The sequence below is a fragment of the Algoriphagus halophilus genome, assembly GCF_041729275.1.
Classification (GTDB): domain Bacteria; phylum Bacteroidota; class Bacteroidia; order Cytophagales; family Cyclobacteriaceae; genus Algoriphagus; species Algoriphagus halophilus_A.
In genome coordinates this window covers 4,584,370-4,598,065 of the sequence record NZ_CP146486.1, presented here as the reverse complement: position 1 = coordinate 4,598,065, position 13,696 = coordinate 4,584,370, and the positions used below count along the sequence as shown (strand labels likewise).

Genomic DNA, 13,696 nt, shown 5'->3' with positions numbered 1-13,696 from the left:
AAACAAAAAAATGAAAGGATCGTGCCACCTTTTAAACATGGATTTTCTTTGGCCCTATGTTTTTCCCTAATTTTGCGCCCATGTCGAGGAAAATGAAAAATAAAATTGTCACCAATCTTCAAATCGAACGAATTGCTTCGGAAGGTAAATGTGTGGGACATCATGATGGAAAAGTCGTGTTTGTATCCGGTGTTGCACCTGGAGATGTGGTAGATGTTAGAATTACGAAAGGAAAGAGTTCCTTTATGGAAGGAGAACCTGTTGCCTTCCATCAATATTCTAAAGATAGAATTGACCCTTTTTGTTCCCACTTCGGCACTTGCGGTGGCTGTAAATGGCAACATATTAATTATGACTTGCAAAAAACCTACAAACGACAACAGGTGCTGGACCAATTTCAGCGCATCGCAAAAGTAGCACTACCGGAAGTACTACCTACCCTAGGTTCCGAACAAATCCAATATTATAGGAATAAATTAGATTTTACCTTCAGTAATAAAAAATGGCTAACGCTGGAGCAAATCAGGTCAGAAGAAGATTTTGATCGAAATGCCTTAGGTTTTCATATCCCCAAAATGTTTGACAAGATCATAGATGTAGATCATTGTTATTTACAAGGTGGAATTTCCAATGATGTTAGAAATGAATTGAGAAGCTTTGCCCTGGAAAATAAGTTGTCATTCTATGATATCCGAAATCAGGTGGGATTGCTAAGAAACCTGATCATTCGTACCACCAGCACCGGACAAACCATGGTCATTGTGCAATTCGGGGAATCTGACCCTGAGTCAATTGATCAAGTAATGGATTTCCTGAAAAACAGATTTCCTGAAATCACCTCTTTGCTCTATGTAATCAATACAAAGGGAAATGAAACATTTCATGATTTAGAATTAGTGACTTTTGCCGGACTTCCCTATATCGAGGAAGAAATGGAAGGGTTAAAATTCCGAATCGGACCGAAATCTTTTTATCAAACCAATTCAGAACAAGCCTATGAACTCTATAAAGTAGCCAGAAACTTTGCCAGTTTGAAGGGAGATGAGGTAGTGTACGATTTATATACAGGCACAGGAACCATTGCCAATTTTGTAGCCAAAAAAGCGAAACAAGTGATCGGAGTGGAATACGTGGAAGCAGCAATTGAGGATGCCAAAATCAATTCTCAAATCAACGGCATTGAAAACACCCTGTTTTATGCGGGTGATATGAAGGATATCTTAAATGAAGAGTTCATTCAAAACCATGCTGCGCCGGATGTCATCATTACGGATCCTCCTAGGGCGGGAATGGATGAAAAAGTGGTTCAGATGCTGCTGCGCCTAGAAGCTCCAAAAGTGGTTTATGTATCGTGTAATCCTGCTACTCAGGCAAGGGATGTAGCACTTTTGGCTGAAAAATACGATGTCGTAAAAATCCAACCTGTAGATATGTTTCCACAAACCTACCATGTGGAAAATGTGATCTTGTTGACCAAACGAACTTCTTAAATTGGCTGATCTCCAATCCTGAACCGGCCCACAAAACCGGTGGATGGATGAATCGCATTCCTGGAATTTGTTGACTATGGTCCAAACCTGATATAAATCAAGTTTTCAAGCCCTAATTTTTCCAAAAAACTGGGTTAAATTTAAGTATGCCTCCATCAATCTGAAAGAGGTACACTCCTTTAACCCGAGTTTATCACATGTGGGAAAACTTTGATCTTTGGAAATTTTTGGCCGGACTTGGGCTATTTCTCTATGGGATGTCCCAATTGGAAAATGGTGTCAAAGAATTAGCCGGAAGAAGGTTCAAAGTTTTTATTAAAAAACACACGAAAAAAAGTTTAAGGCTATTCTGACCGGAACTGTGGTGACCGCCTTGTTACAAAGTAGTTCGGTGGTATCGCTCATGCTTCTTGCTTTTGTAGGGGCAGGAGTGATCAGCATGAAAAATGCGTTAGGCATCATCCTGGGCTCTAATCTGGGCACCACTTTTACCGGTTGGCTCGTAGCCACATTAGGATTCAAAGTAGACATCGAGCATTTCATCATGCCTTTTATAGCCTTAGGAGGTTTATTGGCTGTGCTTTTTCCGAAACGTCCTCAGCTCTTCAACACAGGTCTTTTAATTCTGGGATTGGCCTTTCTCTTTCTTGGCCTGTCCTTTATGAAGGATAGCATTTCATACTTAGCGGAAAATTTTGATATCAGCATCTTTGCAGATTATGGTCCCTTCGTGTTTTTATTAGTTGGGTTCTTCTTTACGGCTCTTATCCAATCCAGTTCCGCTACCATGGTAATCACTTTAAGTGCTTTGAATGCTGGAATCATTGAATTTCATGCAGCTGCAGCCTTGGTCATCGGTGCAGATTTAGGAACCACTATCACTGTATTATTGGGAGGTTTCCAAGGGACTGTTTCAAAGAAAAGAGTCGCTCTGGGCCATTTCTTATTTAATTTGGTCACAGATATCCTTGCGTTTCTGTGCATGGGAATGTTAATCTTATTTATTACCGATGTTCTTCATATTCAGGATAAATTATTTGGACTGGTAGTCTTCCACAGCCTGTTTAACCTTTTAGGGATCATCGTATTTTTCCCATTCTTGAAACAGTTTGCTGATTTCCTAAATCATAGGTTTTCAAGCGGAGACGAGCGAATTGGAAAATTCATCCATGACACACCTGTAGAGGATCCCGAAATCGCTTTAGAAGCTTTACGAAATGAAACCGGACACCTGATTCAATTGGTTCTTAATTTATGGAGGATGGCATTCCTCCAACGGGAAAACAAGGTTTCCAATCCAAAAAGCAGGAATTTTTTAAACCAAAAGAAAGCTTCAAGGACTATTATTACCAAATTAAGCAGCTCCATGGCGAAATGATTAACTTCTATGGTGATATTCAAAAGCAATCTTTGACAGAGGAGGAATCTCTGAAGCTCTCGAGAAGTATTTCAGCAACTGGAAATGCATTATATGCAGCAAAAGATATCAAAGACATTGAAATTGATCTTTCCAATTTCCGAAAGTCAGGCAACGGGACCCTCAATACTTTATATTCCCAATTCAATGAGGTGAGTCATATGATGATTAACCGGGCTGAACAATTCCTATTGTCGACAGAAGAAAGTTTATTTTTAGAAGACTTAGGAAAACTGATGCTGGACAACCAGAAGAATTATGATAAAATGTTGGAAATGGTCTATGATCATTCCAATAGGAAACATTTGGAAGAAGAAGAGATTGCCACGGTTTTAAATGTTAATAGAGAGCTGTACTCTTCTTGCAAATCCATTATTCTAGTGCTCAAAGATCAAAAGTTGAACCCAGAGCAGGCAGTTCAATTTGAAAGTCTACCTCCATTTAGATAATTTATTGCTATTTATTATTCAATAGTGCCCTGAGAAAATCTAGCTTTTAGTTTTTATAACCACAAACTTGACTCGTGATCAAACCAGCAAAACTTTCTATAGAAGAGCTGTTAAAAAGCTTCCAAGTGGATCCCTCTAAAGGACTGACCGAAGAAGAAGTTTTGAAAAGAAGGTCAATCCATGGTTTGAATCAGATTCAACCCCAAAAGCTCGCTCTGCTTGGAGCATTTTCATCGCTCAATTAAAGAACCTGATTGTAGGGTTATTAGTGGTTGCGGCACTCGTCTCTTTCTTTTTCGAAGATTATTATGAAATGATTGCCATACTGGCGGTGATCCTAATCAATGCTGTAATCGGCTTTATTTTGGAATCCCAAGCTAACCGATCCATGCATGCATTAAAGGCACTGGAGCAACCCACTTCAAAAGTTATTCGAGATGGTAAAGTAACTCAGATTCCATTTCAAGAATTGGTTCCAGGAGATTTACTGTCCGTGGAAGCAGGAGACTTAATTGGAGCGGATGCCCGGATTTTAAAAACCAATGCACTTGAAGTAAATGAATCTGCCCTTACCGGTGAGTCTTTGCCCACCATCAAACAAACTGCTGCGATTCCAGAAGAGGTTTCTATAGGAGATCAAAGTAACATGATCTTTAGAGGAACTTCCGTGACGAGAGGAAATGGATTGGCCATGGTGGTATTCATAGGAAAGGAAACTCAAATTGGAAATGTCTCTTCCATGATTGAAGAGGCACAAGAAGAAGAACTTCCCCTTAATAAAAAACTGAACAAGTTTAGCAAAACTTTAATCTGGTTGAGTTTTGCTATCATGATCCCTTTCGTCGGTATTGGACTTCTTCAATCCAAGGAACCCTATCTATTGATCGAAACAGCCATCGCCCTGGTTGTGGCAGCCATCCCAGAAGGATTACCCATTGTGGCGACCATTGCGCTTGCCAGCGGCATGCTTAGGCTTTCCAAAAGAAAGTGCTTGTCAGTAAACTGGCTGCGGTAGAAACACTGGGAAGCACCAACATCATTTTAACCGATAAAACTGGAACCCTGACGGAAAATCACTTAAAAGTACTGGAGACACTTCCAGAATTATCAACATTAAACCAATCCGAAAATTTACTGACCACCTTGGTTTTGTGTAACAATGCTGAGCTTAATGATCAAAATACAGATGTAGGAGATCCTGTTGAAATCGCATTACTGAAATGGGCGGAAGAAATTGAACCTAATTCAATTCATGAAATCAGGTCTATTTGGACCAAAACCAATGAACTCCCTTTTGAAAGTGAAACCAGAATCATGACCACTTTTCATCAAAAAGGAAAGGAGCTTCGTGTTTCATTAAAGGGGTCCACTGCAGAAGTACTTAAAAAATGTACGTTTTTTGAAGATCGGGGATTAATCAAAAACCTGGACGAAACCGGCATCCAATATTGGTTAGAGCAAACAGATCTGCTTTCGGCAAAAGGCTTGAAGGTCTTGGCAGCAGCTTTTCAGGTCGTTGAAGAATCAAGCTCAACTAAAGAAAACCATTTTATACTAGCTGGATTGGTAGGGCTTCAAGACCCTCCTAGACATGATGTGTTAGACTCCATCACTGAATTCAAAAACGCTGGGATCCGGGTAGTCATGGTTACTGGGGATCACCCTGAGACTTCTAAAGCGATTGCCAAAGAGATCGGATTAATAGATCAACATGATCAGATTGTTATTCAGGGAAAAGACCTATTATTTGATTCAGAAAAGGCCGCTGAGATTTTGGATCATTCTGTTTTCTCAAGAGTAAGCCCAGAACAAAAGCTTCAATTAGTAGAGTTTTATCAATCACACAATATGGTAGTAGCCATGACAGGAGATGGTGTGAACGATGCTCCTGCATTAAAAAAAGCTGACATAGGCATAGCCATGGGGCTCAGAGGGACCGAAGTTGCCAAGGAAGCTGCAGACATGATTTTACAAAATGATTCCTTCACCTCTATCACAGACGCCATCAAACAAGGTAGAATCATATTCAACAACATCAGAAACTTCGTTATTTTCCTACTTTCCTGTAACCTAAGTGAGATTCTAGTGGTGTCAAGTGCAGCATTTTTAAACAGGGGTTCTCCTTTACTTCCACTTCAAATTCTCTTTCTCAACATCGTCACAGACGTTTTCCCTGCCCTAGCCTTGGGAATGGGCCAAGGAACTAAAAAGATGTACTTCAGGAACCTAGAACCATCAATGAACCTATTTTGACAAAAGCTTATTGGAGGTCTTTGATAGTTTATTCACTGACCATCACGTTGAGTATTCTAGGAATATATGCCTATGCATCTTTTCAATTAGGACTAAGTGAAATTCAAACCAATAACGTAGCCTTTTTTACCCTGGCCTTTGCCCAACTGTTTCACCCCTTCAACCTGATCAAAAGAGGAGCACATATTTTCCAAAATAGCATTGTCAGAAATCCCCATCTATGGGCCTCTATCATCTTCTGTTCGGCGCTGTTAATAGGGGCTTGTTTGATCAGTCCCATCAACCAACTTTTGGAACTTTCATTGCCTTCCAAAGAGATGTGGTATCTCATTTTTATGGGTAGTTTATTACCCATCCCTTTGATTCATTTTTTAAAATTTTTGAAACTGATCAATTGAGTTTTTGGACAACCTATTTCTATAGAATGGAATCAAAAAGAAACAATCAAGCGGCGTTATTATCAAGAAAATTTTGGCTGAAAACCTCCCTGAAATTGAAGTAAAAAACTGCCCGATTTTCAGATCAAATCAAATGGTAATTTTCTTTCAATTTATTCAATTCAAATAAACATGGAAATTGAGTCAAAATTGTCCGTACTTTGTTCTCAAAGGTTATCCAAAAAAGAAGCAAAAATGGAATGAAAAAGCGGAGCCTTGGTTGAAAAATTTGTGAATAAAAGACTCGAATAAAAATGATTTCAGATTTCAACGATCCAGAATTAAGCGGAAAATATTTAGGTACCATTACTCAGGATTTTGTGAAAATTTCTGACACCTTAAAGGAAGCCTCCTATCAAGTACGCTCTAGAAAATTTTCGGATTATCCGATTTTCCCCATCTCAAAAGAGATGCAACCTATTGGTAAAATATTTTTAGGCAAGGCTGAAAAAGACTTGGATTGGAATTATTTCATCACTTATGTCGATGAGTTTGTTCAGCGGAAATTAATCTCTGAGGAGGCGCTTGAAGACTTTAAGAAAGCCTACAAAGACCCAGATGAGTTCTGCTGCCTATTTGTCATGGATGGGGCTTTTACCAGTTTTGTCTACGTACCTTACCCTAATGAATAGGCTATCTAAGTAGCATAAAAAAAGCTTTACCTTTAATTTAGGTAAAGCTTTTTTATTTACTGGATTTCAATACAATATACAAATCTATGTTAAGTCATAATTGACTACTTAAACTACGTAGAATCGTTAATTTTCAACACGAAGTTAATACTTAAGTAGTTTAGAAATGCTTCCAGCCCTGCGCCTTGATCTGAACCGCAGTTCCGCTCTTTGTAACCAGGTATTTTCCATCTGCTTCTTTTGTTATATGACCGATGAAATGGATATCTGGATGCTTTTCCAACTTCTTAAAATCCTTCTGATCGATGGTGAAAAGCAACTCATAATCTTCTCCCCCATTTAAGACACAGGTGATCGGATCCAAGTTCAATTCCACTGCAGTATCAAATGTTTGCTTATCGATAGGAAGCTTGTCTTCATAGATGGTTGCCCCTACCCCAGAGGCTTTGCATATATGGAAAATTTCGGAAGCAAGTCCATCCGAAATATCCATCATACTAGTGGGTACTACACCTAGCTCTCCTAGCTCATGTACGATGTCCATTCTGGCATCAGGTCTGAGTTGTCGGCCGGTAACAACGGTGTATTTTTCCAGGTCTGGTTTCATGTCCGGATTGGCCAAAAACACCTGCTTTTCCCGCTCTAAAATTTGAAGACCAACCAAGGCTGCACCAAGGTCTCCAGTGACACAGAGTATGTCATTTTCCTTGGCTCCGGAGCGGTAGGAAACCTGTTCCTTTTTGCCTCTCCAATGGCCGTAATTGAGATCGCCAAACCAGATCTGGAAGCGGTGGTATCCCCACCGATTAAGTCCACTCCATAATGGTCACATGCCGCATAAATTCCTTCATATAATGCCTCCACTGCTTCCAATGAAAAACGGTTGGAAAGTGCGATGCTGACGGTGATTTGTTTAGCGATCGCATTCATGGCAGCGATGTCCGAAACGTTCACTGCAACCGCCTTAAATCCCAAGTGAGGTAGCGGTGCATAGGAAAGGTCAAAATGTACTCCTTCCATCAACAAATCTGTGGAGACTACTTTTACATGGTCTCCAGCTTCAATCACCGCTGCATCATCTCCTATACCTTTGAGAGAGGATGAATTTTTGATAATGACTTTTTCGTTGAGATGGTCAATTAAACCAAATTCTCCCAATTCACTTATTTCTGTTCTTTTCTCTGACATAATCTTTGTACAAGGTACCGAGCCCAAAGTCCAATGCTTTTAAACCAAAACCATTGAGCTGATTATTGTTTACTTTTTAAATTTTATTGCTACACTGAAATCTCTTGGCAGAGTTCTACCAAAACACCATTGGTACTTCTAGGGTGCAAAAATACCACTAATTTATTGTCCGCACCTAGTTTTGGCGTTTCATTCAGGATTTCGAACCCTTCCGATTTCAACCTTTCAACCTCAGCATGAATGTCTTCCACATCAAATGCGATATGATGGACTCCCTCTGACTTCCGGTCAATAAACTTGGCGATAGGACTGTCCTCCCGAGTTGCCTGAAGCAATTCTACCTTCGTTTCTCCAACTTGGAAAAATGAGGTTTCAACCCCCTCACCTTCTACCCGCTCGGTCTTGAAATGCTCTTTTCCCAATAAGCGCGCAAAAAGTGCATTGGATTCTTGAAGATTGGAAACCGCAATACCTATATGTTCAATTTTCTTCATTTTTAAATTTCTTATATTTGCCATTGAATTATTTTCAAGTAGTTGATGTTGCCATCACTACTGAACCATTGAATATAAAGTAAAAGCATAAAGATATGATAATCGTTTCTGACAAAGCCAAAGAGCGAATCCTTCAACTCAAGAGAGAAGAGGGGCGCGAAGAAGGAGAGAACATCAGAGTTTCTGTCAAAGGTGGTGGCTGCTCAGGTTTGATGTATGACTTGGGTTTTGATGCCAATACCGTAGAAACTGATCATGTATTTGAAGATAAAGGAGTAAAAATCATCGTAGACCGAAAAAGCTTATTGTACCTTGCTGGGACTACCTTGGAATTTACAGATGGGTTAAATGGAAAGGGATTTCAGTTTATTAATCCAAATGCCTCCAGAACTTGTGGATGTGGAGAAAGCTTCTCCATTTAATTCATCAAATCGCTTAAAAAATAGAAAAGACAGCTTTTAAGGCTGTCTTTTTTTCATTTGTGGCGATTTACCTTTCCTTTTTCATTTTCCCATTCCCCAAAATCCACCTCATTCCTTACCTTTGCACACGTTAAATTTTACCCAAATTATGGAAGATCAAATCAAAAAAATTCAACTCAACGACCTACACATCGCCATTGGAGGCAAAATGGTACCGTTTGCAGGTTATAATATGCCCGTTCGATACAGTTCGGATAAGGAAGAACATCTTTGTGTACGGAATGGAGTGGGCGTTTTTGATGTATCTCATATGGGAGAGTTTATGGTCGAAGGACCAGAAGCCTTGAACTTGATTCAAAAAGTAACTTCAAATGATGCTTCCAAACTTGTCAATGGTCAAGCACAATATTCTTGCTTTCCAAATGAAACAGGTGGAATTGTAGATGATCTGATTGTCTACAAGTTTGAAGATGAAAAATACATGCTGGTGGTCAATGCTTCCAACATCGAAAAGGATTGGGCTTGGGTAAACAAGTTCAACACTATGGGAGCCCAATTGACCAATATTTCTGATGAGATTTCTCTTTTCGCCGTACAAGGACCTAAAGCCATCGAGGCAGTTCAAGCATTAACTCCGGTAAATCTTTCTGAAGTAAAATTTTACCATTTCACAGTTGGTGAATTTGCGGGGGTAAAGGATGTGATCATTTCTGGTACTGGATATACCGGAGCCGGCGGATTTGAAATCTATGTCAAGAATGAAGATGCTGAACACGTATGGAAAGCCATATTCGAAGCAGGAAAAGATTTTAACATCAAGCCTATCGGATTAGGCGCAAGAGATACCTTGAGATTAGAGATGGGATATTGCCTTTATGGTAATGACATCACAGATACTACCTCTCCCCTAGAAGCAGGCCTAGGTTGGATCACCAAATTCACCAAAGATTTCACCAATTCAGAGGCTTTAAAAGCCCAAAAAGAAGCAGGCGTCTCCAGAAAGCTGGTAGGTTTTGTGATGCAAGAAAGAGGAATTCCTAGAGGCCACTACCCTATTGTGGATGCTGGTGGGGAAACCATTGGAGAAGTAACATCAGGAACTCAATCCCCTAGTATGGAAGTGGGAATAGGTTTGGGATATGTCAAAACCGAATTCGCCAAACCTGGGACCGAAATTTTCATCCAAGTAAGAAATAAAAACCTGAAGGCATTGGTAGAGAAGCTGCCTTTATTGAAGACTCAATGAGAAAAGTAGAAATCTGCTTTAGCCCAGAATTAATTCATTTACATTCATTGCAAGGTAAAATCGTAGTGGTGGTCGATATTTTTCGTGCCACCTCCACCATGATTTCCGCATTGGCTAATGGAATTTCAGAGATTAAAACGTTTGCAGATTTGGAAGAATGCAGAAGTATGAAATCTCAAGGATACCTGATTGCCGGTGAAAGAAATGGGTTGACTGCACCAGGTTTTGAACTGGGAAATTCTCCTGTGGCCTATTTAAATGAAGCCTATTCGGGGAAAAAATTGGCGATGACCACTACCAATGGAACCTTGGCAATTTCCAAATCAGCTGAAGCTGATGAGGTTTTAATTGGTGCTTTCCCAAACCTCAGTGCCACCATTCAATACCTTCAGGGAAAAAAACAGGACGTTTTGATCCATTGTGCGGGTTGGAAAGGCATGTATAACCTAGAAGACTCTTTGTATGCCGGAGCCTTGGTAAAAAGCCTGGAATCAAGCCATGAGCCATCTGAGGACGGGGCCTTGGCAATGAAAGCATTATTTGAAAAAGAAGGCCATGATTTAAAGGGATTTTTATCAAAAGCCTCTCATGCCAAAAGACTTCAGAATCACAACATAGAATCAGACATCGATTTTTGTTTAACCCTTGATTTATTTTCCATGATTGGAAAAGTAGAAAATGGGACGTTAACCGGCAGTGAAATCTGAATCACTTAGCCAAAATCCCTCCATCAATCGTATAAGCAGCACCGGTAATCCAAGAAGCTTCATCAGACACCAAAAATAGAGCAAGCGATGCGATGTCTTCCGGCTTACCTAATCGCTTCATCAGTGTACTTTCTGCAGTTTGCTGAACAATCGTTTCCGGGTTTTCAAAAGCTTTTGCAGAATCCCAAATCAGGGGTATCCACAGGACCGGGACAAATGGTATTCACACGGATTTTCGGCCCATAATCCACCGCCATTACTTTTACTAAGGCCACTAGAGCCGCTTTACTAGCACAATACCCCGCATGGTTAGGGAAGCTTTTAAAAGCAGCAATAGAACTATTGGCCAATATAGTCCCCCCTCCAATCTTCAGCATCTCCGGAATTGCAAATCGGGATAAATAAAACACTGCATTCAAATTGGTAGCAAAGGTCTCTTGCCATTCTTCCAGAGAAACCTCAGTCACAGAACCTAATCCTAATTTTCCAGCATTGGTTACCACCATATCAAGTTGTCCGAATTGCTGGATTGCAGTTTGCACGAGCAACTCATTCACCTCTATTTTACCCACATCACCCTCCACAAAAACCGCCTTGCCCCCATGCAGTCTCAAATTTTTTTCCAGTTCTAACCCCACCTCTATATTCCTACCATTGATGACTAAAGATGCTCCTTCCGCAGAAAATCGTTCTGCCATGGCCTTCCCCATTCCACTGGTAGCTCCTGTGATGATCGCAGTTTCCCTTTTAACCTCATATTTTATAAATTTCTTTCGTTTGAAAAATAGACCAGATAAGTTCACAAAGCAAAAATTATGGAAGACAAAAGATGGCTTTCCTCTTTATCTTACAATTAGCTTTATTAATTATCGCAAGGAAATACCGGTTAAATAAACTAGATTTTAACTTGCTTAAACCTGATTTAACTTCCTTTTCAAACCATTATCAAACCCATGCCTCGCCTATTCACTTTCCTATTCCTTACTACTTTCTTTATCTCTGAACACCTGCTTGCTCAAGGTTCTCAGGACAAAAACCAAACATACTTTTTATCGCGATTGATGACCTTAGGTCTGAATTAGGTCATTATGGGAATACCCAGATTCAAACACCGAACCTTGATCAATTGGCTGCCTCAGCAGTCAGTTTCACCAATCATTTTGTGCAAGTACCCACCTGTGGTGCCTCCCGAGCAGCAATGCTGACGGGCATGCGCCCGAGGAGAACCGCAGAACTCAGTAACCTCATTATGCAAAATGAATTTTCCGGTAGAGCCGAAAATGAAATACCAGAGACATTTATCCATCACCTAAGAAGAAATGGGTACCATACGGTAGGTATTGGGAAAATCAGCCATTCTGCAGATGGATATGTGTATGAATACGAGGAAAAGGTCTCTACCAAAAAGGAATTACCCTATAGTTGGGATGAATTGCTATTTGATGCAGGAAAATGGGAAACAGGATGGAATGCGTTCTTCGCCTATGCTGATGGTGAAAACAGGCAAAGCATGAACAAGCAGGTAAAGCCGTATGAAGCTGGGGAAGTAGATGATCTAGGTTATCCAGATGGCTTGACCACGCAACTTGCACTTGGGAAACTCAGGGAATTAAAAGACCAGGACCAACCATTTTTTCTAGGAGTGGGATTATTCAAACCCCATCTTCCTTTTACTTCTCCCAAAAAGTATTGGGACTTATATGAGGAAAGCACCATCCCGATCGCAGGTAACCCCACCAAACCTCAACATGTTTCTGAAAGCAGTTTATTACCAAGTGGGGAATTCAATCAATATGCCTTGGGGGAAGAACACCCGGATTTGGAAACAGTGGCTTCCGAAGCTTATGCCAAAAAAATCAAACATGCCTATTATGCTGCCGCAAGCTATTCAGATGCACAGGTGGGATTGATATTGGACGAATTAAAAGCGTTGGACTTGGAAAAAAACACCATTGTCATCGTCTGGGGAGATCATGGATGGCATTTAGGGGAGCAACAGATCTGGGGAAAGCATACCCTTTTTGAAAATGCCTTAACTAGTGCTTTGATCATCAAAATCCCTGGAAAAGAAGAAAAAGCCAGACTTGAAAACAGTATTGTGGAATCGGTAGATATTTACCCTACCCTCCTAGAATTAACTGGAATTGACACACCCTATGATTTGGACGGAGAAAGTTTAGTTCCTTTGATTGAACAAGTAGCAACACCCATCGATCAAACCGCATATGGCTATTTCAAAAGAGGTATTACGGTAAGAAATGACCGGTACAGACTCACAAGGTATTTCCGAAACCAGGAGCCTATTATTGAGCTTTATGATCATGAAAATGACCCGTTAGAAACCATCAATGTTGCCGCTCAAAACCCCGACATTGTCCAAAAGCTCATGCCTTTACTGGAAAAAGGAAACACAGGGTTATATGAAAACCAAAACAGTGATCACTGACTTTTAATTTATTTTTTTAACTTATTAAAAACTTTTTAGTTATGGCATATCTTTTCTGGGGAGTTCTGAATTTGCTCGTGTTTTTTGGCTGGCTATGGGTTGGCTCTACTCTGCTTTTTAATAGAAAGAGTAATAAACCAATCGAAACAAGACTCTATTCTGTCGTATTCATTTTAGGTCTAGTGAGTATTCTGACAAGTAATTCAAAAAATGAGCATGGCAATCAGAAAAGCTACGATCTGCCAGCGACTATGGAACATTTGGAGCTAAAAAGGACATTCACTCACCACCTTGATATCACTATCATACGAGATAAAGCATCCAACCAACTATTGCCTCAATTCACCCATGCCCAATTAACTGGATTTGTGGCAGGATTAAATTGGCGTCTTTTGGGCTTAAATGAAGTTCAAAACCAACTTCAAATTAGTGGGGTGCTATCCTGGAAGTTAATGGGATTCGAATTGTACAATCAGCCTCAAACCTTTATCATCGCTACCGATGAAAAGAATTAA

14 protein-coding genes and 3 pseudogenes are annotated in these 13,696 nt (G+C 40.1%); 13 read left to right on the top strand and 4 right to left on the bottom strand.

Translation table 11 applies throughout. From position 1 onward, the window contains the following. Positions 1 to 80 precede the first annotated feature (80 nt). From rlmD to V8V91_RS24670, 8 genes and pseudogenes are all read left to right on the top strand, one after another. Positions 81 to 1,490, top strand: coding sequence for a 23S rRNA (uracil(1939)-C(5))-methyltransferase RlmD (gene rlmD / locus V8V91_RS24705; RefSeq protein ID WP_373397716.1), 1,410 nt, complete (start codon positions 81 to 83; stop codon positions 1,488 to 1,490). A gap of 337 nt (positions 1,491 to 1,827) precedes the next feature. Then, positions 1,828 to 2,868: pseudogene (locus tag V8V91_RS24700) on the top strand (Na/Pi cotransporter family protein); the annotation flags it as partial. After that, on the top strand, positions 2,865 to 3,356 hold the full coding sequence (locus V8V91_RS24695) for a hypothetical protein (RefSeq protein WP_373397714.1): 492 nt from the start codon (positions 2,865 to 2,867) through the stop codon (positions 3,354 to 3,356). The pseudogene V8V91_RS24700 and the gene V8V91_RS24695, both read left to right, overlap by 4 nt. A 74-nt stretch (positions 3,357 to 3,430) precedes the next feature. After that, positions 3,431 to 3,585, top strand: a pseudogene (locus V8V91_RS24690) (cation-transporting P-type ATPase); the annotation flags it as partial. An 84-nt stretch (positions 3,586 to 3,669) separates the two neighbouring features. Next, positions 3,670 to 4,371, top strand: coding sequence for a hypothetical protein (locus tag V8V91_RS24685; protein WP_373400811.1), 702 nt, complete (start codon positions 3,670 to 3,672; stop codon positions 4,369 to 4,371). Next, positions 4,344 to 5,609, top strand: a complete 1,266-nt coding sequence (locus V8V91_RS24680; RefSeq protein ID WP_373397713.1) for a cation-translocating P-type ATPase — start codon at positions 4,344 to 4,346, stop codon at positions 5,607 to 5,609. The genes V8V91_RS24685 and V8V91_RS24680 overlap by 28 nt, the downstream gene beginning before the upstream one ends. Then, a complete protein-coding gene (locus tag V8V91_RS24675) occupies positions 5,606 to 6,007 on the top strand; it encodes a cation transporting ATPase C-terminal domain-containing protein (protein ID WP_373397712.1) in 402 nt (133 codons plus the stop codon). Before V8V91_RS24680 ends, V8V91_RS24675 begins: the two co-directional genes overlap by 4 nt. A 293-nt stretch (positions 6,008 to 6,300) precedes the next feature. After that, positions 6,301 to 6,678 (top strand): hypothetical protein, encoded by a 378-nt coding sequence (locus V8V91_RS24670; RefSeq protein WP_074223446.1) that lies wholly within the window; start codon positions 6,301 to 6,303, stop codon positions 6,676 to 6,678. A 160-nt stretch (positions 6,679 to 6,838) separates the two neighbouring features. On the opposite strand, the pseudogene thiL reads toward V8V91_RS24670, so the two are convergent. Next, positions 6,839 to 7,866 (bottom strand): annotated as a pseudogene (thiL, locus tag V8V91_RS24665) (thiamine-phosphate kinase). 89 nt (positions 7,867 to 7,955) lie between these two features. Then, entirely contained in the window at positions 7,956 to 8,360 is a 405-nt protein-coding gene (mce, locus tag V8V91_RS24660) for a methylmalonyl-CoA epimerase (RefSeq protein ID WP_373400810.1), read from the bottom strand. 95 nt (positions 8,361 to 8,455) lie between these two features. Here mce and V8V91_RS24655 point away from each other — a divergent pair, with 95 nt between their 5' ends. From V8V91_RS24655 to V8V91_RS24645, 3 genes are all read left to right on the top strand, one after another. After that, positions 8,456 to 8,782 carry a HesB/IscA family protein gene (locus V8V91_RS24655; RefSeq protein WP_373397711.1) on the top strand — a complete coding sequence of 109 codons (327 nt, stop codon included), beginning with the start codon at positions 8,456 to 8,458 and terminating at the stop codon, positions 8,780 to 8,782. A gap of 148 nt (positions 8,783 to 8,930) precedes the next feature. Continuing rightward, positions 8,931 to 10,028 (top strand): glycine cleavage system aminomethyltransferase GcvT, encoded by a 1,098-nt coding sequence (gcvT, locus tag V8V91_RS24650; protein WP_373397709.1) that lies wholly within the window; start codon positions 8,931 to 8,933, stop codon positions 10,026 to 10,028. Then, complete coding sequence (locus tag V8V91_RS24645; protein ID WP_373397708.1) at positions 10,025 to 10,735, top strand: 2-phosphosulfolactate phosphatase; 711 nt, start codon at positions 10,025 to 10,027, stop codon at positions 10,733 to 10,735. The genes gcvT and V8V91_RS24645 overlap by 4 nt, the downstream gene beginning before the upstream one ends. A 1-nt stretch (position 10,736) precedes the next feature. On the opposite strand, the gene V8V91_RS24640 is transcribed toward V8V91_RS24645, so the two are convergent. Both V8V91_RS24640 and V8V91_RS24635 read right to left on the bottom strand, forming a co-directional pair. Then, positions 10,737 to 10,856 (bottom strand): SDR family oxidoreductase, encoded by a 120-nt coding sequence (locus V8V91_RS24640; protein WP_373397706.1) that lies wholly within the window; start codon positions 10,854 to 10,856, stop codon positions 10,737 to 10,739. A 43-nt stretch (positions 10,857 to 10,899) separates the two neighbouring features. Then, positions 10,900 to 11,538 (bottom strand): SDR family NAD(P)-dependent oxidoreductase, encoded by a 639-nt coding sequence (locus V8V91_RS24635; RefSeq protein WP_373397705.1) that lies wholly within the window; start codon positions 11,536 to 11,538, stop codon positions 10,900 to 10,902. Positions 11,539 to 11,777: 239 nt separating this feature from the next. Between V8V91_RS24635 and V8V91_RS24630 the strand changes: the two genes are divergently transcribed. Both V8V91_RS24630 and V8V91_RS24625 read left to right on the top strand, forming a co-directional pair. Next, positions 11,778 to 13,181, top strand: a complete 1,404-nt coding sequence (locus tag V8V91_RS24630) for a sulfatase (RefSeq protein WP_373400809.1) — start codon at positions 11,778 to 11,780, stop codon at positions 13,179 to 13,181. Positions 13,182 to 13,222: 41 nt separating this feature from the next. Next, positions 13,223 to 13,696, top strand: coding sequence for a hypothetical protein (locus tag V8V91_RS24625; RefSeq protein WP_373397703.1), 474 nt, complete (start codon positions 13,223 to 13,225; stop codon positions 13,694 to 13,696).

What these genes read in the sequence shown, in the direction of transcription:
- V8V91_RS24655 (WP_373397711.1), top strand. Translation starts at nt 8,456, where the DNA reads ATGATAATCGTTTCTGACAAAGCCAAAGAGCGAATCCTTCAACTCAAG.
- V8V91_RS24670 (WP_074223446.1), top strand. Translation starts at nt 6,301, where the DNA reads ATGATTTCAGATTTCAACGATCCAGAATTAAGCGGAAAATATTTAGGT.
- V8V91_RS24625 (WP_373397703.1), top strand. Translation starts at nt 13,223, where the DNA reads ATGGCATATCTTTTCTGGGGAGTTCTGAATTTGCTCGTGTTTTTTGGC.
- rlmD (WP_373397716.1), top strand. Translation starts at nt 81, where the DNA reads ATGTCGAGGAAAATGAAAAATAAAATTGTCACCAATCTTCAAATCGAA.
- V8V91_RS24695 (WP_373397714.1), top strand. Translation starts at nt 2,865, where the DNA reads ATGATTAACTTCTATGGTGATATTCAAAAGCAATCTTTGACAGAGGAG.
- mce (WP_373400810.1), bottom strand. Translation starts at nt 8,360, where the DNA reads ATGAAGAAAATTGAACATATAGGTATTGCGGTTTCCAATCTTCAAGAA.
- V8V91_RS24645 (WP_373397708.1), top strand. Translation starts at nt 10,025, where the DNA reads ATGAGAAAAGTAGAAATCTGCTTTAGCCCAGAATTAATTCATTTACAT.
- V8V91_RS24640 (WP_373397706.1), bottom strand. Translation starts at nt 10,856, where the DNA reads ATGAAGCGATTAGGTAAGCCGGAAGACATCGCATCGCTTGCTCTATTT.
- gcvT (WP_373397709.1), top strand. Translation starts at nt 8,931, where the DNA reads ATGGAAGATCAAATCAAAAAAATTCAACTCAACGACCTACACATCGCC.
- V8V91_RS24685 (WP_373400811.1), top strand. Translation starts at nt 3,670, where the DNA reads ATGATTGCCATACTGGCGGTGATCCTAATCAATGCTGTAATCGGCTTT.